The sequence below is a fragment of the Solibacillus sp. GQ1 genome, from assembly GCF_059758555.1.
This window is the reverse complement of the sequence record NZ_JCAXEX010000002.1, coordinates 171,614-192,229: the sequence shown is the minus strand read 5'-3', so window position 1 is coordinate 192,229 and position 20,616 is coordinate 171,614. Positions and strand designations below refer to the sequence as shown.

The following is a 20,616-nucleotide window of genomic DNA, read 5'->3' as shown; positions in this document are numbered from 1 at the left end:
CTCACCTCACCCATTATGGATAATTATACCAAATATTAGTAATACATATTAGAATGTAATAAATAGTATAAAAGTTGCTTTAGTAACGTTTCTGCGACTTTCATAAAATTCGGTACAAACAATATTTCAATAAAAAAACGGTAAACGTTGTTGTAGTAACGTTTACCGTTTTTTCTTATGCCCATAATCTTTTGTGAACTTTTATTAGATTTATTTTGTAGATTTTGTGCTACTTTTAACTGTAATAAATCTAATAAACAAAGGTAATAGGAAAGTAAGTGTAACAATAAAAAATAACTCATCAGACATTATAAATGAACAATACTTTCTATGGGCAAATTGAAATGCCGCATCCGGAAGCTAATATATCAAAAGCAACGGCTATATCGTAACGTTTCAACTCCTGAAAGAAAATCTTTGTTGTTAATTGTCATTTATTCAAATTTATATAAATGATGCTAGCAAAAAAATAAGACTAATCCATACACAAAGAGGTGAATAGAAGGCGGTATCTTGTTTTGCGAATCTAGTATGTTTTATTTTCTTGAAAAAACCTACATATTTTCCTTCACCAATAGCACGTAATAAGAAAACAATTCCTCCAGTTATACAAAGCCACTTTGAAAGGGGGGAGGGTTGGATGACTGTAAATAAATCTATTTGAACTAATAGTAGAACAGATGCAAAAAAGCAAAATAAACCGATCAAAAGTGTACCTAACATTCTTGGTTGTAAAACTGGCAATTTACTGTCATCTTTAGTCGGAAGAACCGCTTTTACTCCCCAACCTCCACCAAATGCCCAAAAAACGTGTAACATGCCAATAATTATAAATATTAGAGAAGTTACTCCTATTAATATCTTAAACAATTTACCACCTCTTCTTATGTTATCGTCCTCAGTATCTAAATTGGTGATATCATTAGTGCATTCATTTTATTACACTTTATTCCATTTCATTCCATAACGCTAGATGATCGTTGAGTTTATTTAACTAACGGATCAGTTAGTTGAAGAATCGTCTTTAGATGTTATTCAACAATCGGGCCATATTGTTGAATAACACTTTTAAAGATAAAAAATGTTACTCAAGTTTTTATGCAAATTTATGAACAAGCTTCTGCGAGTATAAACGTTGCAACTTCAACAATTTATACCAAATGTATAGTAAACTGTATAATCGTTCAAGCGCAACGGTACAAATGTTGATTTAACAACATTCGTGCCTTTGTGGTGTATGCCCAAACTTTCATTTGGGAACCTTTTTTGAATCTGTTATACATATAAATTTTCTACTTAATCATAAAGATGAGGCGTCCCAAAATGACTTCTCGGACGCCTCTTTAAATTTGTATGGATGCCTGGAACTGATAAATCAAAAATTAATTTAAAATCTTTACTTTTCCACTGATTGCATCATCTTCTGTGGAAGTAGAGAAAACTTGGATGAAAAGCTCACTCTCTAAAAAAGATGCACCTGTATAATTAATTTCTCCCGTACCATCATCATTTCCATATGCAGAATTCCAGTGATAACGGTTCCCCTCCGCATCAAAAAGATTAATATTCGGTGATTGATCAGATGAAAAACCACTATAATAAATGGTTGTAGAAATCGGAGTTGTTACGATTCGATCAATTACAAATTGCTCGTCATTTTGTAATTGTATTGTTTGGTGTAAATCATGCACCGCTGTTTCATTTTGTACAGTAAGCTGAGAAGCCTTTATGTCAAATACCCACGGCTGTTCAAGTGTTTCACCTTCTAGCGTTTTTGTCTGTGGGGTATGCATTTCGTCATACATAATTTGTATATCAAAATTGGCAGCAGCTACTGGCTCAGCTAATGTAATCTCATTATAAATTGTATACATTGAACTGTTTTGTGCAATCGATTGTGCTGATATACCTTTCGCTTCAACTTTTTCACCATTAATAATGACAGTAGGCTTTAATTGATGTCGATAAGAAAAAACGGTCTCTTCATTTTTATCAAACGTTGCACTAATCATTATTTTATCGTAATTAACAAGCACTTCATTTAATGTTAAATCGCCCATTTCTGTCGTACGCGTTTCACCAATCACTGTTTTGTAAGGTGACCAATCCACTTGCTCAGTTACTTGCCAATCTTCTAACAATGCTGCTATGAACGGCATATTGGCAATCGTTTGATGATTCATAGCTAATAAGCCGATTGCCAGAGTAGCTGCTGCAACGCCCATCCCTTTATGGGACTTCACTAATTTCAACTTCTTTTTCACGAGTTTTTGTACACGCTTTTTCTCATAATTGGTGAGCGGTGACACGTCAAATTCACTTAAATCAATAGTTACTTCATTTAACTCTTTATAAATGCTCATCTTTACACCCCCCCCTTTTAAAAATTGATCTTTTAGTTTTTTTCTAGTTCGTGATAATTTATTGTGGACCCAGGATGGTTTCATTTGAAATTGATCTGCTATTTCTGTCGTTGATTTCCCTTTAAAATAGTAGCTATCAAAAATTTGGCGTTCTTCAATAGGTAAACTATTCAGTACTATTTGCCAGTCGATTTGTTTAGATTCTAGCAAAGGTAAATTATCTTGTAGCTCTGCTGTGGGAACTTGTCGCTCTAATTTTCGTAAAACATCGATTGCTTTAAATTTCGCAATGGCTGCTACCCAATTTTTGAACGTGTTTTTCCCCGAATCAAAGTCGTAGATATGATACCAAATAGCAATTGTTATATCTGCCATTGTTTCCTCTAATTCTTGAGGTCTACTAGCCAGATATTTGAGCGCAATAGCTTTCATGAGTCCCCCGTATTGTTCAAGTAACAATTTAATGCCTTTTTCTTGTTTGGATTTAATTAATGAAATTATTTTCTCGTCCATATGACACCTCATTTCAAAACGTTTTTCGCGAAAGATCCGTTCACTCTATCATTCGTTTTGAATTTCAAAACCTATCATAACCTTTTTAAATATTAGATTTATTGCTTATTCCACTTTGAATGTAACAGCTTAATTCTAAATGGAAAAGCACAGTCTTTTCTAATAACGAATCTGGATTTGACCAAAAACATTCATGTAAGAAGTATTTCGATTATTCCGAAGAATACGCTGATGAAGAAGCAGTAAAAGAAATCGGCACTGTAAACGATGCAATCACTGTATCTTCGGATAGACAGAACCAATATTCAAATGAAGATATAGTTGTATTGCCAGTAGATGTCGATGAAAGTAAAACAGATTAAGTAAAAAACGAAAAAGACATTTGAAGTCAAAAGTCTAGAGGAATCTTAGAACTAAATTATATTTAAAAACACAACCATGTTTTACCATAGCTGTGTTTGAAACATTCCCAAAGCGAAGTTTGGGAGTATTGCTGTTCATAACCTTATAATGGCATTCGTTATTCAACAATCGGGCGCGATTCTTCAATAAGAAGATTGCGTTTTTCCGTTATAGGGCCATATTATTTACTTTGGTGTTTATGGAGAATTAAACTTTAACTAAAGGGAAAGATTAGGGCAAGAAGAAGAACCCTCAAGTATGGTATTATATTCCAATAAAAACGGTAATAAGTTTTAAGGAGGATTAAGATGTTAGGTTTGCCCAAAGGAGATGTATTTTTAGTACATTGGACAGAAGAATGGAATAAGGAATTTTTATCAGAGAAAGAAAAAATACAAGATAAAATAGGTGAATATATTATAAATATTCATCACATAGGAAGCACATCAGTAAAATATTTAAGTGCAAAACCAATTATTGATATTGCTGTAGAAATCAAAGATTTTGATATGGGTGGTAATACTGCCGCACTTTTAGAGGATTTGGGATATTCGTATAAAGGAATAAACATTTTACCTGAAAGACATTATTTTAGTAAGGGTGAACTAAGAACCCACCAAATCCATATGTATCAAAGTGGAAATAAATATTTACTTGAACAATTGAAGTTTAGAGATTATTTGCGGGTGAATGATGGAGCAAGAATTGAATATGAACAATTGAAACTTAACTTGGCAAATGAAATCAAAGATAATAAACATAAATATGCTGAAGAGAAAACTGAATTCGTTAAATCAATTTTAGAAAAGATTTAAAGAGATCTTTATTAAGTATAGGGGCAACAAGTAAAAGGCTGAAATCAATATATTAATATTCAACAATCGGGCGCGATTCTTCAATAATAAGATCGCATTTTTCCGCTAAAGGGTGCGTTCCTTGAATAAAGGAAATGCTCTTTTTCGTTAAAGGACCAATAGAATGTAACAAACAGTGCTTTTAAAAATTATCGAAATATGAAAGCGGCATCCAATGGTGAATACAATGGATGCCTTTTTTTATGAAATGTTACCAAGCAAGGGTTTAGTCCTCTACGAAGACTGACTTCTTTATTTTTTATTTTTAAACCCATATTTATTTACATAAAAAAATAATATCAAATTTGAAATAGAGAAAAGAGAAGCTATAAAGATAGAAAGACCACCTAAACCCCTAACATAAAGCGCTATTGCTACTATAGCTAATAATGTTCCTAGTATAAGAAACATATACTTACTTTCTAAAAAGTTGTTTATAGATTTTAATAAACGCATACTCACAACCACCATTTTTTTAATAAATTTCAAAAAAATATAATACTTCTAAAAGATTGTAAAATTATATATATTTTTGTTATATAACTATGATACACAATTTTTATCACTTTTAGGAGGTTTTTATTATGAAGAAACTAATTATAGGCTCATCTGCTATTTTATTAAGTAGCCTTTTTAGTCCATTAGCACAAGCGAATGAATTAGAAGTTGATGCCAAGCAACAGGTTTTGGAGAGTAAAAGTAATTATTCCGAAAAAATAAAGTCACTAGAGTTACTAGAGCCACTAGAGTCAGGATATGAGCTTATGCCTGATACAGAAATTACTCCATTTGCCTATGATATTGGTGGGGGTACTAATCATTACTTGTATGAAACTATAAACAAAACAATTTCAATAAAGCAAAAAAATAAAACTGCGGCTGCAGACGCTCTATTAGTTACTGCATCTGGTATGGCATTAGGATTTCTAGGGTATGTTAAACTTGCAACCCTTACAACTATTGTTGGAGCAAAATCGTCAGTCGAGACTTTATTTTCGGGCGATTCGGGTGCGCAATTTGCTATTAATGTAAAAACATATGTCTATAAATCTGGTTCTCCTACTTCTACATATTGGGGTTATGGTTTAATCGTATTTTCTAATGCAAAAACTGGTAAGTCTTTAACAACTAAAAAAATAATTATTGGTAAAACAGGCTGATACATAGTTTGTAAAAATAGCATCTTAATTTTCTAGCTAAAATAAAGAGCCCTCCACAATTTAAAGTGGAGGGCTCTTTATTTATTTTGTTTTAACATATTCTGCAATTTCCCTTCTAATTAAGTACATACGTTTTAATTTATTTAATCTAGGTTTAAGACGCTAACCTTTTTGTTTAGTAAAACGTCATGCTTCTGAATCTTTTTTGCGCCCAAACGTGACATTTCTATATTTCGGTTATTCATAAAAACGCTGTTTTCGTAGAGGTGTTTGACTTGTGTTCAACTATCGGACCAATTTATGAACAAAGCTTTGCGAGTATAAACGCTGCCACTTCAACTGTTTAATTTATTTTAATATTGGTTTTTGAGTATCTGACTTCCAATCTAAAATAAATGGTGCTTGTGTGGGAGTTAAGTTAGAAGGTAAGTGCTCTTTTGCTATGAAATATAATTCTTTACTTTCATTGTTCATATTTAGATCGCCCTCATAATTTTTGGTAAATAGTATTATTTGTACACTGTACACATGGTCTCCATTAGGATAAGAGGCGAATCCTTTTTTGCCAGAGTATAAGCCAAATAAAGATAAATCTTTTAACACTAAATTTGTTTCTTCTAAAACTTCTCGCATTACTGTTTCCTTAAAAGTTTCCCCGATTTCCATAATGCCGCCTGGGATTCCCCAAGTATTGTTATCCGTTCTTCTTTGTAACAAAATACGTCCTAATTCATCTTCAATAATAGCGCCACAGCCTATTGTTAATAAGGTTTCATGGCCAATTAAATTTCTCATTGTTTGTATGTAATCATTCACAAATAATCCTCCAATAAAACAGTTTTATAAGTATACGTTTATAATAATGAGAAGTTCCCAAAGCGTAAATTATTAACATCTCTTTTTTTAGTATTCTAAATATAGAACTGATGCCATCCTTATGCAACAATCTGGGCGCGATTCTTCAATAAGAAGATCGCGTTTTTCCGTTATAGGGCCATTTAATGGTATAAGAATACCTAATAAAAAAGGATTCTTATGTTAATATTAGTGTGAGATTGAGAAGAAATGTACTTAAACTAAAGTTGCAGATTAGTTGAAGAAGACAATAATGAATTTGGCGAAAGACAGGAGGAATTCAACTGAAAAAATGTATTTTGCTAATGCTATTTAATTTCACCTTAATCTTATCTGCCTGTTCCCAAACTGAGGAGGACACAGAGGAATATTCAGGGATTATTGGTGATGAACAATCTTTGGGTTATGAGTACACTGTATTAAAAGAACAAAATAAATTTTCTTGGAAGGTCGGCTACAAAGGAGATATATCTATTATCCAAGAGAGTGATTCAAATCGGGAAGATTTAGAAAATTACATGAATGCTGTAAATGAGAGTAAATTGGTATTGGCAAAACTAATTTTATCGGTATTATACTTACTAATAATTATTATAACAACGCTTATCCTTTATAAGAAAAATAGAAAAATGCTTAAAGATAGCGGTGTACTTACAACTATGTTATCAGGTATTGCAATATATATTGCCTTCAAATCATCCTTTGAATTAATTAGATTATTACAAGATACAAAACACTATTACTTGATACTAACTAATTAAACTAACGGAGTGCTTTAGTTTAACAAGCAAAAAGCGGTAATATTCCACAAAAGGGCGCGATTCTTCAATAAGAAGATCGCATTTTTCCGTGTATAGGGCCATATTGTTGAATAACGTGTTTTTGGGCAGTGCATAAAAGATGACCCAATGTTCAAAAGAAAAAGACACAAAATGTTGTATAACAACATTCCTGCCTTTCTGCTGTATTCACAAACTTTTATTTGGGAACGTTATTGAATCTTGTCTTGTATAATTTTTTTAACTATTCGCTACTGAAAGTCTAATTAACTTATCCAAGTCATTTTTACTTCTTTAGCTTTCCATTCATTATCTTTATAATGTACTCTACATTCAAACCCGACGGCGCCTAAATTAGAATGATACTTGGAAACTTCAAAAACAGTGTCGTTTTTAAACTTAAAATCAACCTTATCTATTGTAAGGAGTACACCATCTAGAGACATTGTATCGGCATTATATAATCCTTTTTCTTCGAGTTGTTCAAAAGTAGCATCCATTACATGAACTTTATATTTTTCCTTCAAGTAGCTTAAAATTTTTTCTTTATCACTTTCCTCTACATTCTTGAAATTACTCATATCAATAGCTATAAATTCCATACCACGATTTAATTCTTTATTCTGTTGCATTATAGCGTCCAATGCAACACTATATATTTCCCCTAAATGTTCCTTTGGTTCTATGTTGGCATTGCAAGCACAAAGTAATCCTACGAGTATAAATAGAATAATAAAATATTTTAACTGCAAATTTATCCATCCCCATTTAATATTAAACTTATAAATAATAAAATTAATCATTCATATACTCTATTTCGATAACAGAATAGGATTTCCTTTAAATAACGTCCCCAAAGCGACGTGCTATTTAATTGAGGACACTTCTTAAGTAAAATAAAATAGACTATTTATGAAGGGGATTGGGCTATGGAAAAATCAATAAAAAGTGAATTAATTGGGGTATTTGCATATGATGAGGATTGTAAAACATTTAAGGCAAGTAATGGGGAAATACTTTGGACATTAAACATAAGAAATGAATTGGTTGATAAAAATGAGATGATTAAAAGAGCAGAAAAACTTTTCACATTCTTAGAGAACTTCGAGCAAAAGGCTAAAATAGCCATAACAGAGAAATTAATTAATTACAAAAATGATTTTTGGCCCGAGTATGATGAGGATGATGAAAATCTAAATTGGGATGCTGTAGATGCAGGGGAATATGATATAACCAAAGAAGAATTTGCCGAAGCAATTACCCTCTATGCAATTGAAATTAGAGCAGATGATATATACTGTGAATATTATGATGGAGATTTATTTGGTGGACACAGAATACATGCCTATTTTGATAATGATTACAAGTTATTAAATGCAGATGTGTAGTTTTAAATAGCTAAATAGTTTATTTGATATTCAATTATAGGGCGCTTTTCTTGAATATTCGCATCCGCAATCATCAAAATTTTTATAAGAACCAAACTAGATAAATAAAGAACCAACTATTTTGATCAAACTTTGTTTCAAAACAGTTGGTTTCTTTCTGTAAAAAATCAGCGTTCCAACTTACTATTAATCGAACTTTGTTAAAATGCTACACCTTTACCGATTTTTCTGTTGACCACAAACTTTCATTTGGGAACTTTATTTCTTATGTATTTGTATTACTCGAATTATTCAACAAATAAAAAGTTATTTTGATGGGGGTGTTTCTTTAAACCGTTTAAGCAAAAATAAAATTAAGTTGTAGAAAACTAATGTGAAAAGGAAGAGAAAAAGATTATCCCCCCACTGAATCCCGTTATCTTGATAAATATTTAAAATAGTCATACTTATAAACAAAAGACTTGGAAATACAAGAGGACGTATATATTTATTTGTAAGAATGTCCTTAACCTCCTTTTGAATGGATTATTTATTATTCAATTTAAAAATGTTATAGCAATACTCTAGTCTAGACAATTAAAACAAAAGATGTTGTTAATTACAGTCTATTCCCGTACTCAAAATCGTATTTGGTATTTCTTTTTTATGTAAGGTATTATACCACCTGAATAAGACGACCTCTTATTCAACAATTTGGCGCGAATCTTCAATAAGAAAATCGCGTTTTTCCGTTATAGGGCGATATTGTGGAATAACCATCTTATATACAATTGTAAAATTTACTAAGAATTAAAGGATTATCTCGACTCCCCATAACCTCTTGGTACAGAATATGTTGCGTTTGTTCAATACCAAACATTGCTTTTTCTGATTTTTTGAGTAAAATATTACCAGTTCTAACTATTTAATGATAAGGGGGGAATTGGAGGTTGCTTATGAATTCTAAAGTTAAGAGTAAAAAAATGATAGTAAGTATATTCATTTTTTTATAGTTGCCCTATTCGTGGCTTTCTTTGTTTTTAACAGCAATACATTAGCCAGCGATGAAGTTTTTAATGATATAGACTTTAAATCAGAACACGTTAATGTTGACGGTTATAAATTGGATCATGAGACAGAAGAGCTTTTTGTAAAACTTAAGCTGTCTGAGGAGGATAAAACAGCAATTCTAGAAGCTTTTAAGAATTCAAAATTTGAAATATCATCTAGTTCAGATTCATATGCGGATGGAAATTATTTTATCAATATTTCATTGAATAAGCTTTATGAGTTAGAACTTAATCCAACTCAAAAAAAATTAATATTTGTCTATGAAGATGACAATGATAGCGATCATATATATTATAAATTTTCGAATGATAGTGGCTTATTTGAGCTTTTAGAAACAATAACAAAAGAATCTCTTAATCAATAATCATTAAATTTCAGGCAGCTAGGACCCAAGACCATTGTTGAGGCAACGGTCTTCTTTTTTTGCATCAATTGGGACAGATTGTGGAATAAAAAATATGCTATACAAGTTCGTGAAGTGGTGCCCTTATGATAACGCCGTGGCATTAAGTTTATTTATGTATACCTTATAAATCCTTGTTGCACTAAACCCTAGTTACTTTAATTAAGAGAATAAATTCAATTCTGTTTCTTACTTTCAGCAATAACTTTTTATTCCTAAGCCATAAGCCAATAGCTGTACCAACTAAACCACCTATACTCAAAGTAACAAAATGTCCCCAGTCTACTTCTCTGTTTCTCCATATACCTATAATATATACACTTATAAGTACACCAAAAACCCAGCCTATCCAAGATTTCCATGAACTTTTAATAAAGTGCTTGATTCAATTATAGAACCCGATTCCCAAATAATAAAGTCAGAAAATTGAAACTTTATCTTTCCTTATCCGTATAAGTTAGTAACATAAAAATTATAATTGGAGGAATTAAAATGCGAACTCATTACTCGCCTCGTCTAATCTTTTTAGTGCTCGCCATATTATCCCTTATCAGCATACCTGTTTTAGGTGCAATATTTCCTGTGTTCTATGTTCAAACATTTTTATTTGATAGATTGGCAATCATACTCTATCCGGATGGAATAAATTTCAGACTAGTAATGGCTGCATGTTTTGTTTTATTTATCGGATTAATGATTCCGGTAATTAAACAGAACAAACTCACTTTTAGCCTATCAAGTGTTATTATTGCAGGTGGACTCTTTGTTTTCTATTTATCGATTTTAAGTTATACATATATAGGAAAAGAAGAAGTGGTCTCCAATAAATTATTCGACGAAAAAACGTTTCAATGGTCTGAAATCCAAGAAGTAGTTCTCGAATATTATTTCGATGATATAGGTAAGCATGAAGAATATATTTTTACTTCAATGGTAGGAGATTCTATTCGAATTCCTTTAAACGATCAGTTCCTACAAGAAGATAAAAGTGAAATTTATAAGGTAGCTAAACTAAATAATGTTGAATTTATTGAACAGGAGAAAAAGTAAAGTCCTTATAGTAGAAGATTTTCGCTTTTAGCGGCAGTCAGTGTACTGCCACTCATACGAGACATAGAGAAGACCCTTGTTGTGGCAATGGTCTTCTTTTTTGTATTCACTTGTTCCCAGATACATTAACTACTCTATATTCAGCTTGAAATCGAGTATCTGACTTCCAACTAAATTACTCGTGTTTCCTTGATATGTAGGGTCAACGAAAATACGGTCGATCCTTCCGAAATATTGTCCAGATACAGTTCAATTTTTTACGTCTTTTTTAGACTTTAAATTTAGTACTAACTCGTATCCAAAGGCTATTAAAATTCCCGTCCAAAAAATTATTCCTGAAGTAAGGGGCTCAGTTTCAAATATTAAATCGTAAATATAATTGATAAATAACAATAACATATATGTATAAAAACCAAGGATTGCTCCATTTTTCCAATTACTTTGCTCAAATTCAGACATCTTTTTGAAGAATTTCATTGTTCTCCTCCACTCATGTAATCAGCCAGCTCTCTTAATGACTTTAGCCATCCCACCGTACTTAAATATTTTATCGCAATAAACTATGATATCTAATCTTATATAACAGTAATGGAAAAATTGCCTCAAAAGCTGGGTTTCGGAAGCTATTTAATTGTTACTTAAGATGGAACTCTCTCTTTAAGGAGATCTTCAGAAAGATTTACCACATTAAGGTTATGTACGATTTTATGCTTTCACACTGTTGAAGCAACAATCAGATTATCCACAAAATCAAGGATGCTGGAGGCCGGTAAGATTCTGTTCCCATTAGGTCTTAGCATTCATTTCTGAAATCCGGCCACCCCGCGCCAAACGCGGCTAAATAATACCTTGATATGGAGCTGGGTGAAATGATATTACTTTTCGTACAGCCCCTTCACTTGAGTTAAGTATTATCATCCACACTTATATTCATATCCGTAGCTACGTTGAGTCCTTCTCCAACCATAAAACTGCATACCGTCTCTTACTCATAAAAATCATTTCAATTCCCACCTTTCATTGTTTTAAATTACCAAAATTAATAATGACGTTGACGCGTGTAATCCTCTACTTTTCTTTTGTTCTCTTCAAAGATTTTTTTTACTTTTTCTTCATGAATTGCTTTCTCACGAGAGATTTCACGCTCCCGTTTTGTAATAGCGATCGAAAGGGTAAAAAAGTTTACTATCATGGATTATCACCTCCTTAAAGTGCCCTAAAAATGAAAAATGCCGCAGGGAGACTCCCCCTGCGGTAAAAAAAGACACAAAAATACCGCAGGGACACACTTCTCCCTGCGGTATGGGCATACTTAATTAATCAAGAGTTTAAGCAATCCATTCCAGTCTGGTCGAATGTGTGATTTTTGTTTTCATTGAAGTTGTAACTACTAGTGACATTAATTTATTGATAATGATCATTTTCTTCGACCTCCTTAGAATTTTTTTGATTATTGTGTAAGTATACTCATCCTCACATTATCTGTAAACATTTTTTTGTATTTTTTCAAAAAAAAGTAATATCTTATTCAAAAGTAATGTGTAGAAAAGTTGATATAGCAACATTATTTACATTTATGGCGATTTTCAGATTGATGTGCCCCTCATCCAACTACGAACACAATTGTGTAAAAATCATCCGCGCTTTTTCATTATATAAAGACGCTTCGTTTTTGTTACCACCTATCCAAACTCTCCTGAAAATTATTGGGATTTAGATGAATGCAAAATATAAATTGCATTTATGTAATATATATATTGCGCGGACGCAATTTATATGTTACATTTAAAACAGTTGTAATACCGAATATGAAATAGGAGAGAAGCTAAATGAATAAAGTGAAGTCAATACGTACGGGATTACATATGACACAAGATGAGCTTGCTGCACGGACAGGCGTTACACGTCAAACTATTGGATTAATTGAAAACAATAAGTTTAATCCTTCGTTAACACTATGTATTGCCATTGCAAAAGCGCTCAATTTAACATTAAATGATTTATTTTGGGAGGAATAATTATGAAAAATTCATTACTTTTCTTTTTACCGTCAGATGAGTATAAGAGAAATAAAATTAAAGGTTTTTTCAGTGAAGCTTTGTTATTAGTAATTATAGTTAATTTCTTTTTATTAATTTCCATTCAATTCTATAATAAAGATTTTATTAATAATGAATTCTTTGCCTTTATAAACATAGTAATTCCTGCAGGTTATATTTTAATTCGATACATTTTATCCGGTATTGAATATACCGCAATCTTTACAAGTACGGACTATTCTAAAGAAAATAAACGCTTAGTAAAAAACTCATTTAAGTTTTTTGTGATGTTCGCATTGCTGACATTAATTTTCAAGGGCATCCCAACCGATCTTAAAGAAACTACTGAAATATTGGGTGTCGCGCTTATTGCTGCAATTATTCTTATGATCATCAATTGGTTATCACTTAAGTTATCTTATAAAAAGAATAGAAATCTTGGTTAAACAATAAAAATTGATTTAAACAATATCTTGTTATCCCTCTTTTCCCCTATAAAACCCTATAAGATATTCCATCTTATAGGGTTGTTGTTTATATTATTAGGTTAGTACACAAAAAAATTAGTATTTCATTTTTATAAGCATGCAACTGAGAACCAAGCTAAACTAGCAGCTAGCCCCACTGCGCCACCTTTAATTGCATTTTTACCTGCAACCTTAACTAGTTCCTTAGCAAGTAAGTTCCAGTTTTTCTTTTCAATTAGTTCCCACATTCCACCACTCAAGAATCCAATTCCTGTAAACTCTAAAATTCTGTCTCCAACACAACTTGCCCATGAATTTGCACTAATCATACCTGTCCCATTGGATCCAGCCATAAATGCAGGAGCTGGAATCCCAATTAAATCTTCTTCAGTAAGCTGTTCGCCATTTACTAATTTAATGAAAGCTGATAAAGCAGCAATATTTTCTTGTCCAAAGTATGCTGCGGCTAATTCAGTGTCAAGGACATAGCGATCCCCGTCAAGATATGCATATTCTGTAAATAAAACTTCTAAATCTCCTGCTAGTTGATCAACTTCACTTTGTTGATGTTGAATAATAGTTGGAGATTTATATGTAGCGGCAGATACAGCTCCTCCATAAGTAGAGAAAAGAATACTTGTAGCAATACCACAAGCTAATAGTTTTTTAAATTTCATTTTAAATATCCTCCCCATCATTTAAATGTAAAATTTTTATTGTCCTACTCCAATTAACCATATATCTAATAAAACGCTCATCACTTCGTACATAATTTAACTTCACCTCCTTTATCAGTATGATAATATAAGGGAGATTTTAGTTGTAAAAATAGTCAAAAATGACTTATTTAGGGAGGTTAATATATGTTAGGTGAATTAGTAAAAGAAATCCGTGGAAATAAAGGCTTATCTCAAAATTACGTATTAGATTCATTGATGACCCAAAGTGCTTATTCAAAGTTTGAACTAGGTAGAACAGAAATTCGTGCATCTGTGTTCCTGAATATTTTAAATAAACTTGATATGAGTTTAGAAGAATTTAAATTTCTCCAAAATGACTATCAATTTACAATACGAGACGAAATTATTCATCGCTTTTTTTACATGTCCTATAATGATGAGACAGTATTACTAGAAGTTAATGAGTTAGCCAAAGAGTATTTAGAAAAACACCAAACACAAGATTATTTAATTAAAGAAATTTATTATTTATGCCAAGCATTCCTTACTTTGTTGGAAAAGAAGGATTTTACTGAAGCAAGTATATCTGCCAATAAAGTGTGGGAAAGAGTTTCTAAGCGGAATATGCTGTATGTGATGGATCTTTATCTACTGAATTCAATTCTTTTCATTTTCCCATTAGAAACCATATTTGAAATAAGAAAATTAGTGGAGTTATCGATTGAAAAGTATGGAAATCTATTTAGACTTCAGCGTATTAGAATTAATATGTTTATTAATATTGCGTATTTGTTAATGAAAGAGGAACAATTTGAAAAGGCAATAGATGAATTAGAGGAGGCAATAACTATTTGTAGAACTGAAAAGACCTATATTCAATTAGCGATTTGTTATATTCGTAAAGGGGTCTGTTTAAACCGTCTAAAACAGCAAGGGAATGTGTGGATAGATAAAGGGAATCAATTGTTACTAGCAATAGAAGAAGATGATTTAGTACAGAAACTGTCTAATGAAATAAGACAATTTATTAGTTGATACTATGAAATGTCTCTCTCCCTATTTATTTTACCGCCAATTGTACATAAGAAAAGGACATAACACAAAACTATGTTATGTCCCTTAACTGCTCAATGTTTATATAACACGACTCACAGCATGCTTCTTTAAATACTCTAATGTCGCCTTTGCAAGTGTGTTTGCTGCAACGAGAAGTGCACGCTCATCGATATCGAACTTTGGATGGTGGTGCGGGTACGCTTCTTCTTTCTCAGGGTCACGGGCACCTGTGAAGTAAAATGTTCCCGGTACTTTTTCTAAGTAGTAGGCAAAGTCCTCTCCGCCCATTTCCGGTTCGCAAATAACCACTTCCTCAACACCCGGCGTTTGTCTTGCCTGTTCGATAAAGAATCTTGTTGTTTCCCGGTCATTAATAACAGCCGAATATCCGCGCACATAATTGTATTCGTAATCGGCCTTCATCACCAAGCAAGCCGCCTTCAGAACATCTTCCAGCTCACGTTCAATCAGGTCACGCGTTTCTTCATCAAATACACGTGCCGTTCCTTTGATTTTTACCGAATCGGCAATGACGTTAAATGGGTTTAACGCTTCAAAATGACATACCGAAATAACTGCCGGTTTCACAGGACTAATACGTCTGCCTAAAAGCTGTTGGGCATTCACAACAAATTGTGACCCGATGTAAATCGAATCTTTCGTTTCCTGTGGTTTCGCCCCGTGTCCGCCTTTTCCTTTAATCGTAATGTAGAAGCCATCTGCTGCAGCCATTAACGGACCTTCGCATACAGCAATTTTCCCATACTCTACCGGTGCCCATAAATGCTGTCCGAAAATGACATCTACTCCGTCCAGGCAGCCGTCTTCAATCATCGCAATCGCTCCACCCGGCGCAATTTCTTCACCGAATTGGTGGATGAACACAACATTCCCCTGAATTTCGTCCTGGATTTTGTTCAGTGCCTTTGCCAATACAAGGAGTGACGCTGTATGCCCATCATGACCGCATGCATGCATTCGGCCATCCACCTTCGATTTGTAAGGGACATCATTTTGCTCCTGAATTGCCAGTGCATCGAAATCAGCACGTAATGCCACCGTTTTACCAGGTTGACCACCGCGTAATGTAGCCACTACGCCACGTCCCCCTACCCCTTCACGCACTTCATGTCCAAGCGCACGATGGTATTCCGCAATATATTTTGGCGTCTCCACCTCTTCATGTGAAAGCTCCGGGTTTTCATGCAAGTAACGACGGATCGCTACCATTTCATCATAATGCTGTTCCAGTATGTCAAAAATATTCGTCATGTTTTCCATCCCCATTTTCTAAGTTGTCTGTTTTTCAAATGATATTCGTGTATCCTGACTATTATTTCAAGTAAATGCCGTCGCCAGGTCCTAATGGCAGGCCAAGTAAGAACCAGATTGCGAATAAAATAATCCACATAATTGCGAAGAATACTGAGTAAGGCAGTAACGCTGAGATTAACGTACCGATTCCGATATTTTTGTCATAGCGTCGAGCAAATGCCAGTAAAATCGCAAAGTATGCAAGCATCGGTGTAATCGGGTTCGTAATCGAATCCCCTACACGGTACGCCATTTGTGTAACAGCCGGTGAGTAGTTTAAGTACATGAACATCGGTACGAAAATCGGAGCAAGTAATGCCCATTTAGCCGATGCACTTGCGATCAGTAAGTTGATGAATGCACAAATAATAATGAACCCGATAAACATCGGTGCGCCGGTAAAGTTCATATTTTGTAAAAACTCTGCGCCTTTAATTGCTAAGATCGGTCCAATGTTACTCCATCCGAAATAGGCAATCATTTGTGCTGCTACGAATGCCAATACGATGAATGAAGAAAGGTCACCGATTGATTTAAACATTTGTTCCGCTACATCACGGTCCGATTTCACTTTTTTCGTAACGATACCGTATGTTAAGCCCGGTAGTAAGAAGAAGAACAGCATAATTGGTACAATACCCGTCATAAACGGTGAATTTAAAAAGCCGTTATCTTCCGGATTACGCAGTAGCCCTGATTCCGGTACTACCAAAATCGCCATTAAAATGATGTATGCTAATGTAACAACCCCTGCCCAGCGAAGCCCTTTGTTTTCTAAAGCTGTCAGTGGTTCAGCCACTTCTATTTTCCCGCCGTACTTACCAAAGCGAGGTTCTACGAATTTACCTGTTACCCAAGTTGCGACAACAACTAATACAAATGTCGAAACGATCAGGAAGTAGTAGTTCATTGTTGCAAGTCCGGTATATGTAGGATCAACCAATTGGGCTGAAGTTTGTGTAATGCCCAGTAATAATACGTCTAAAGACGAAATAATAATATTTGCACTGAATCCTCCGGCAATGGCTGCATAGGTAGCAATTAACCCAACTAGCGGATTTCGTCCAACACTCATGAAAATCATGGCGGCAATTGGAGGTAAAATAATGAAGGCTGCGTCAGCGGCAACATTCCCGACAAGACCTGTAAATAAAATAACAGGCAGGATGATTTTTTTAGGAGCACTTAAAACGGTCTTTTTCATTAATGCTGATATTAAGCCACTGTTTTCAGCTACCCCAATACCGATCATTGTTACAACCACGATGCCAAGTGGCGCGAATCCAGTAAAGTTACTGACCATGTTTGTAACAATTTGAATGAGTCCTTCACGATTCAATAGATTGATCACTTCGATTGTTTCGTCAGTTCCTGGCTTAACGGCAGAAACCCCAAGTTTTGATAGAATCAGTGATAGCGCAAGAACAAAAAATGCTAAAATAACGAATAACGTAACTGGGTCCGGAAGTTTATTTCCCGCTCGTTCAATTCCGTCAAGAAACCTATCAACCAATTTTTTCTTACCAGCTTTACTTTCCATATGCGTCCCCCTAGAAGTTTAATGTTTAAAAGAATAGCAAAATATAAAGGAGATAGCAATGAGTTATGCAAATTTTTAGATTTTTCTTTATATTTATATAGTAATTTTGTATATTTAAGGGGTATTTTGGGTGATAAGCTTTTTCCTAGGGGATTGTATTTCCCCTAAAACAAATTTGCACACAAAAAAAGCCTGGCGATAGCATGGCACGTCAGTTGTGCCATGTTTCCCATGCTTTCCATTTCGTATTTTATGGTGATGCTCATATGTAGAAACGAATTTTCATTTAACAAGCTCACATCTTCATGTTAATTATTAGTGAGAGCACGTTTTTTCTGAACGTACATATTTTTTAATTTAGCATAATAGGCCGCTGCATGTACTGCCCCTGTATCCTTTTTACGTAAAGCAAATTCGAAAGCCTCTACTAAATGTTCTGTAGTAACCAATTCACTTCTGATTTTAATTAAATCGTAATGCTTATAATTGTCAGGTACTTTCGATAAAATATCCTGATCCCCCGTAATTGAAATTAAATGATCGTCGTTAAAAAATAGTTGTAGCATAGTCCATATCCCCTTTTCTGTTTAGTATCGTGATGCCACCCTTTGATAAGCTTTTTAATTAATCGGCTTCTTACCATTACCCTTTTTTTCACAAAATGAATCGCCAATTTTTATCTGAATTATAAAAAATATAAGTTTTAAGCCTCTTTCGACTGAATGTCAATCGGTCATAAAGGTATTATAAAGATACACAGCCAGCAGTACTTTTAGATGATCTTCGTAATGGTTGAAGTCAATTTTTAATAAGTCTTCAACTTTTTTTATACGATGATAGAGCGTATTTGTATGAATATGGAGTTCCTTTGCCGTCGTTGCCATGGAACGGTTGTTTTGTATATACGTGAAAAGCGTATGGAGAAGTTCATCGTTTGTTTCATTGTTATTCCACAATACAGAAAACGTTTCACTTAGAAATGAGTTAATTTCTTCAGCAGGATGATGTAAAAAAAGCGTACTAATGCCAATATCCCGGTAATGCAGAAGGCCTTTTTCCTTTTGTTTTTTCAAATGAAGAAGAGCCTTTTCCGCTTTCATATGATAATCTTTAGCTTGGCCGGGAGAGTATTGTCCTGTGCTTAATCCTCCCCGGGCTACTACTGTAAACCGCTCATTCCACCAATTCATACCGTTTTTTAATATGTTCGTAATCATGCCTTCTCCAGCTGAATCTCGGGTAAAGGATAGAACGGTAATTTTATTATTGTAGCTAAACAAAAGACTGTTCTCTAAACGTAACTTCTCTTTTAGATGTGCTAGAAGAAGCAGTGCATCATTTTCAAGTGAAAGCAAATCCGCATTTCCATCTAGCTCAATTAAAGCAATTTGGAGAAAATGATCATGATGAATTCCTAACTCCTGCGCAACAAGCTCAGCCTGCTGGAGATTTCTAATTTCCAAAAAACGATGGTAGGTTTCATAGGTTTTCTTGTACATAATTTCAGTCTGGGATCTAAGCTTCATAATTTCAAGCGAGAGAGTCAGAGCTCCTTGCTCAATAATCAACTGATCGGGTTGTGATAGAGGGGTGTTCCCTTCTACAATCAGACACCCTAAAAAAACAGAGCCTGACCGAATCGGATAAATATAGCAATCAATTTGAACTGAATCGTACGTTGATACATAACTAGCCTCAGTTTTATTCGCAAAGAGCAAGAATATATCGTCCAGAATGGTAGCGATATGTTGAATATGCTGGGGGACGTAATTTCCTTCAAGGTAATCCGCATAGACAAGCTTTCTCTCCATTAACTTATTCATTTCCAGGATAATTGCTTCCAGTCCTTTATTCTGAACAGATAACTTCGTGAGGTGCGTATGAATTTCTGTACGTTTCTCTAACATCGCATTCGTTTCTTTCAGCTTTTTTGATAAATGGGTAACTTCATCCAGGCTATTTTGAACTTTCGTGTGAAGCTGTGCATTATATAGCGCAGTTGCTGCTTGGGAAGCGAAACTTTGCAGAAGTAGCAAATCCGTTTCACTTAGGCCATCTTCTACATCAAAACAGTGAAATGTCATAACCCCCATCGTTTTTGTTCCAAGTGCTACAGGAACAGACAAAATGGATTTAATAGTAGGGCTATTTTGGTGAGCCTTCGTAATGAATTCAAGATTCTCCTCACTTAAATTTGCCATGCTATTATAAATTTCTTCCGTTGAGATAATTAACCTTATATCGCCATCCCTGAACACCTTTCCTGTAATGGACTCACCTATGTTAACTTTAAAAAATTTAATGTTTTCATTAAAACCTACATATGTCTTTACGATCAGCTTATCCGAGATCGCATCATACATTTGTATATAACCAGCCTCTGCTGTTTCGACAATCTTCAATGCAGATTGCATAATTTTTTTAAGTACTTCATCCAATTCAAGTGTCGAATTAATTGCGCGAAAGCTTTCCATTAGATTCACCACATGGTTTTGGGCTTTTTGATTTTCCCTACTTAATTGTTTGAGCAACGCCTCATTTTGTTCCATTCATTCTCCCCCTTGTTGAATTCAACAACTTTCTCTCCATAACTTTGTTTGTCTGCACATGTGCACGACATTTCTGAAATTATATAATATTCAATAAATATTGAATATAGAAAACGCTTACTTTTTCTTGATTAAACAATTATCATACTCGAAA

At 33.8% G+C, this 20,616-nt stretch carries 21 protein-coding genes; 9 read left to right on the top strand and 12 right to left on the bottom strand.

The features are described 5' to 3' along the window. Positions 1-444 precede the first annotated feature (444 nt). Both AC6CH1_RS13310 and AC6CH1_RS13305 read right to left on the bottom strand, forming a co-directional pair. A complete protein-coding gene (locus AC6CH1_RS13310) occupies positions 445-870 on the bottom strand; it encodes a DUF3995 domain-containing protein (protein ID WP_251690225.1) in 426 nt (141 codons plus the stop codon). A gap of 512 nt (positions 871-1,382) precedes the next feature. Continuing rightward, positions 1,383-2,876 carry a sigma-70 family RNA polymerase sigma factor gene (locus tag AC6CH1_RS13305; RefSeq protein ID WP_498317944.1) on the bottom strand — a complete coding sequence of 498 codons (1,494 nt, stop codon included), beginning with the start codon at positions 2,874-2,876 and terminating at the stop codon, positions 1,383-1,385. A 710-nt stretch (positions 2,877-3,586) separates the two neighbouring features. Between AC6CH1_RS13305 and AC6CH1_RS13300 the strand changes: the two genes are divergently transcribed. After that, positions 3,587-4,093: a GrpB family protein gene (locus AC6CH1_RS13300; protein WP_498317943.1), complete on the top strand. Its 507-nt coding sequence runs from the start codon at positions 3,587-3,589 to the stop codon at positions 4,091-4,093. 291 nt (positions 4,094-4,384) lie between these two features. On the opposite strand, the gene AC6CH1_RS13295 is transcribed toward AC6CH1_RS13300, so the two are convergent. Next, on the bottom strand, positions 4,385-4,588 hold the full coding sequence (locus AC6CH1_RS13295; RefSeq protein ID WP_008405435.1) for a hypothetical protein: 204 nt from the start codon (positions 4,586-4,588) through the stop codon (positions 4,385-4,387). A gap of 128 nt (positions 4,589-4,716) precedes the next feature. Between AC6CH1_RS13295 and AC6CH1_RS13290 the strand changes: the two genes are divergently transcribed. Continuing rightward, positions 4,717-5,292, top strand: coding sequence for a hypothetical protein (locus AC6CH1_RS13290; protein ID WP_498317941.1), 576 nt, complete (start codon positions 4,717-4,719; stop codon positions 5,290-5,292). A 348-nt stretch (positions 5,293-5,640) separates the two neighbouring features. Here AC6CH1_RS13290 and AC6CH1_RS13285 read toward each other — a convergent pair whose 3' ends face one another. Further along, positions 5,641-6,108 carry an NUDIX hydrolase gene (locus AC6CH1_RS13285; protein ID WP_435368079.1) on the bottom strand — a complete coding sequence of 156 codons (468 nt, stop codon included), beginning with the start codon at positions 6,106-6,108 and terminating at the stop codon, positions 5,641-5,643. A 344-nt stretch (positions 6,109-6,452) separates the two neighbouring features. On the opposite strand from AC6CH1_RS13285, the gene AC6CH1_RS13280 reads away from it, so the two are divergent. Next, positions 6,453-6,908 carry a hypothetical protein gene (locus AC6CH1_RS13280; RefSeq protein WP_498317940.1) on the top strand — a complete coding sequence of 152 codons (456 nt, stop codon included), beginning with the start codon at positions 6,453-6,455 and terminating at the stop codon, positions 6,906-6,908. Between the two features lie 284 nt (positions 6,909-7,192). Here AC6CH1_RS13280 and AC6CH1_RS13275 read toward each other — a convergent pair whose 3' ends face one another. Next, positions 7,193-7,729, bottom strand: a complete 537-nt coding sequence (locus AC6CH1_RS13275) for a peptide ABC transporter substrate-binding protein (protein WP_498317939.1) — start codon at positions 7,727-7,729, stop codon at positions 7,193-7,195. 126 nt (positions 7,730-7,855) lie between these two features. On the opposite strand from AC6CH1_RS13275, the gene AC6CH1_RS13270 reads away from it, so the two are divergent. The 3 genes from AC6CH1_RS13270 to AC6CH1_RS13260 all read left to right on the top strand — a co-directional run bounded on the left by AC6CH1_RS13270 (position 7,856) and on the right by AC6CH1_RS13260 (position 10,817). Beyond that, on the top strand, positions 7,856-8,314 hold the full coding sequence (locus tag AC6CH1_RS13270) for a DUF2262 domain-containing protein (protein WP_251690234.1): 459 nt from the start codon (positions 7,856-7,858) through the stop codon (positions 8,312-8,314). A gap of 1,003 nt (positions 8,315-9,317) precedes the next feature. Then, positions 9,318-9,728: a hypothetical protein gene (locus AC6CH1_RS13265; RefSeq protein ID WP_498317937.1), complete on the top strand. Its 411-nt coding sequence runs from the start codon at positions 9,318-9,320 to the stop codon at positions 9,726-9,728. A gap of 531 nt (positions 9,729-10,259) precedes the next feature. Next, the gene (locus AC6CH1_RS13260) at positions 10,260-10,817 is read left to right on the top strand and encodes a hypothetical protein (RefSeq protein WP_251690236.1); all 558 of its coding nucleotides are present in this window, start codon (positions 10,260-10,262) and stop codon (positions 10,815-10,817) included. 249 nt (positions 10,818-11,066) lie between these two features. Here the strand turns inward: AC6CH1_RS13260 and AC6CH1_RS13255 are convergent, their stop codons facing one another. Then, positions 11,067-11,294: a hypothetical protein gene (locus tag AC6CH1_RS13255; protein ID WP_251690237.1), complete on the bottom strand. Its 228-nt coding sequence runs from the start codon at positions 11,292-11,294 to the stop codon at positions 11,067-11,069. Between the two features lie 562 nt (positions 11,295-11,856). Then, on the bottom strand, positions 11,857-12,009 hold the full coding sequence (locus tag AC6CH1_RS13250; RefSeq protein WP_251690238.1) for a YrzI family small protein: 153 nt from the start codon (positions 12,007-12,009) through the stop codon (positions 11,857-11,859). Between the two features lie 637 nt (positions 12,010-12,646). On the opposite strand from AC6CH1_RS13250, the gene AC6CH1_RS13245 reads away from it, so the two are divergent. Together AC6CH1_RS13245 and AC6CH1_RS13240 are read left to right on the top strand one after the other, a co-directional pair. Next, positions 12,647-12,835, top strand: a complete 189-nt coding sequence (locus tag AC6CH1_RS13245; protein ID WP_251690239.1) for a helix-turn-helix transcriptional regulator — start codon at positions 12,647-12,649, stop codon at positions 12,833-12,835. A gap of 2 nt (positions 12,836-12,837) precedes the next feature. Further along, positions 12,838-13,302, top strand: coding sequence for a hypothetical protein (locus AC6CH1_RS13240; protein ID WP_251690240.1), 465 nt, complete (start codon positions 12,838-12,840; stop codon positions 13,300-13,302). Positions 13,303-13,433: 131 nt separating this feature from the next. Here the strand turns inward: AC6CH1_RS13240 and AC6CH1_RS13235 are convergent, their stop codons facing one another. Then, positions 13,434-14,000: a hypothetical protein gene (locus AC6CH1_RS13235; protein WP_251690241.1), complete on the bottom strand. Its 567-nt coding sequence runs from the start codon at positions 13,998-14,000 to the stop codon at positions 13,434-13,436. 186 nt (positions 14,001-14,186) lie between these two features. Between AC6CH1_RS13235 and AC6CH1_RS13230 the strand changes: the two genes are divergently transcribed. Beyond that, a complete protein-coding gene (locus AC6CH1_RS13230; RefSeq protein WP_498317936.1) occupies positions 14,187-15,038 on the top strand; it encodes a helix-turn-helix domain-containing protein in 852 nt (283 codons plus the stop codon). A 99-nt stretch (positions 15,039-15,137) separates the two neighbouring features. On the opposite strand, the gene AC6CH1_RS13225 is transcribed toward AC6CH1_RS13230, so the two are convergent. From AC6CH1_RS13225 to AC6CH1_RS13210, 4 genes are all read right to left on the bottom strand, one after another. Continuing rightward, entirely contained in the window at positions 15,138-16,331 is a 1,194-nt protein-coding gene (locus tag AC6CH1_RS13225; RefSeq protein WP_498317934.1) for a M20 metallopeptidase family protein, read from the bottom strand. Between the two features lie 61 nt (positions 16,332-16,392). After that, the gene (locus tag AC6CH1_RS13220) at positions 16,393-17,913 is read right to left on the bottom strand and encodes an AbgT family transporter (protein ID WP_251690244.1); all 1,521 of its coding nucleotides are present in this window, start codon (positions 17,911-17,913) and stop codon (positions 16,393-16,395) included. A 308-nt stretch (positions 17,914-18,221) separates the two neighbouring features. Next, the gene (locus AC6CH1_RS13215) at positions 18,222-18,479 is read right to left on the bottom strand and encodes a UDP-glucose 6-dehydrogenase (RefSeq protein ID WP_251690245.1); all 258 of its coding nucleotides are present in this window, start codon (positions 18,477-18,479) and stop codon (positions 18,222-18,224) included. A 159-nt stretch (positions 18,480-18,638) separates the two neighbouring features. Continuing rightward, complete coding sequence (locus AC6CH1_RS13210; protein WP_251690246.1) at positions 18,639-20,462, bottom strand: helix-turn-helix domain-containing protein; 1,824 nt, start codon at positions 20,460-20,462, stop codon at positions 18,639-18,641. Positions 20,463-20,616 lie beyond the last annotated feature (154 nt).

Excerpts from the sequence above, each read along its gene's own strand:
- AC6CH1_RS13305 (WP_498317944.1), bottom strand. The coding sequence starts at position 2,876 with ATGGACGAGAAAATAATTTCATTAATTAAATCCAAACAAGAAAAAGGC.
- AC6CH1_RS13300 (WP_498317943.1), top strand. The coding sequence starts at position 3,587 with ATGTTAGGTTTGCCCAAAGGAGATGTATTTTTAGTACATTGGACAGAA.
- AC6CH1_RS13295 (WP_008405435.1), bottom strand. The coding sequence starts at position 4,588 with ATGCGTTTATTAAAATCTATAAACAACTTTTTAGAAAGTAAGTATATG.
- AC6CH1_RS13290 (WP_498317941.1), top strand. The coding sequence starts at position 4,717 with ATGAAGAAACTAATTATAGGCTCATCTGCTATTTTATTAAGTAGCCTT.
- AC6CH1_RS13280 (WP_498317940.1), top strand. The coding sequence starts at position 6,453 with ATGCTATTTAATTTCACCTTAATCTTATCTGCCTGTTCCCAAACTGAG.
- AC6CH1_RS13275 (WP_498317939.1), bottom strand. The coding sequence starts at position 7,729 with ATGATTAATTTTATTATTTATAAGTTTAATATTAAATGGGGATGGATA.
- AC6CH1_RS13270 (WP_251690234.1), top strand. The coding sequence starts at position 7,856 with ATGGAAAAATCAATAAAAAGTGAATTAATTGGGGTATTTGCATATGAT.
- AC6CH1_RS13260 (WP_251690236.1), top strand. The coding sequence starts at position 10,260 with ATGCGAACTCATTACTCGCCTCGTCTAATCTTTTTAGTGCTCGCCATA.
- AC6CH1_RS13255 (WP_251690237.1), bottom strand. The coding sequence starts at position 11,294 with ATGAAATTCTTCAAAAAGATGTCTGAATTTGAGCAAAGTAATTGGAAA.
- AC6CH1_RS13250 (WP_251690238.1), bottom strand. The coding sequence starts at position 12,009 with ATGATAGTAAACTTTTTTACCCTTTCGATCGCTATTACAAAACGGGAG.
- AC6CH1_RS13245 (WP_251690239.1), top strand. The coding sequence starts at position 12,647 with ATGAATAAAGTGAAGTCAATACGTACGGGATTACATATGACACAAGAT.
- AC6CH1_RS13240 (WP_251690240.1), top strand. The coding sequence starts at position 12,838 with ATGAAAAATTCATTACTTTTCTTTTTACCGTCAGATGAGTATAAGAGA.
- AC6CH1_RS13235 (WP_251690241.1), bottom strand. The coding sequence starts at position 14,000 with ATGAAATTTAAAAAACTATTAGCTTGTGGTATTGCTACAAGTATTCTT.
- AC6CH1_RS13230 (WP_498317936.1), top strand. The coding sequence starts at position 14,187 with ATGTTAGGTGAATTAGTAAAAGAAATCCGTGGAAATAAAGGCTTATCT.
- AC6CH1_RS13225 (WP_498317934.1), bottom strand. The coding sequence starts at position 16,331 with ATGACGAATATTTTTGACATACTGGAACAGCATTATGATGAAATGGTA.
- AC6CH1_RS13220 (WP_251690244.1), bottom strand. The coding sequence starts at position 17,913 with ATGGAAAGTAAAGCTGGTAAGAAAAAATTGGTTGATAGGTTTCTTGAC.
- AC6CH1_RS13215 (WP_251690245.1), bottom strand. The coding sequence starts at position 18,479 with ATGCTACAACTATTTTTTAACGACGATCATTTAATTTCAATTACGGGG.
- AC6CH1_RS13210 (WP_251690246.1), bottom strand. The coding sequence starts at position 20,462 with ATGGAACAAAATGAGGCGTTGCTCAAACAATTAAGTAGGGAAAATCAA.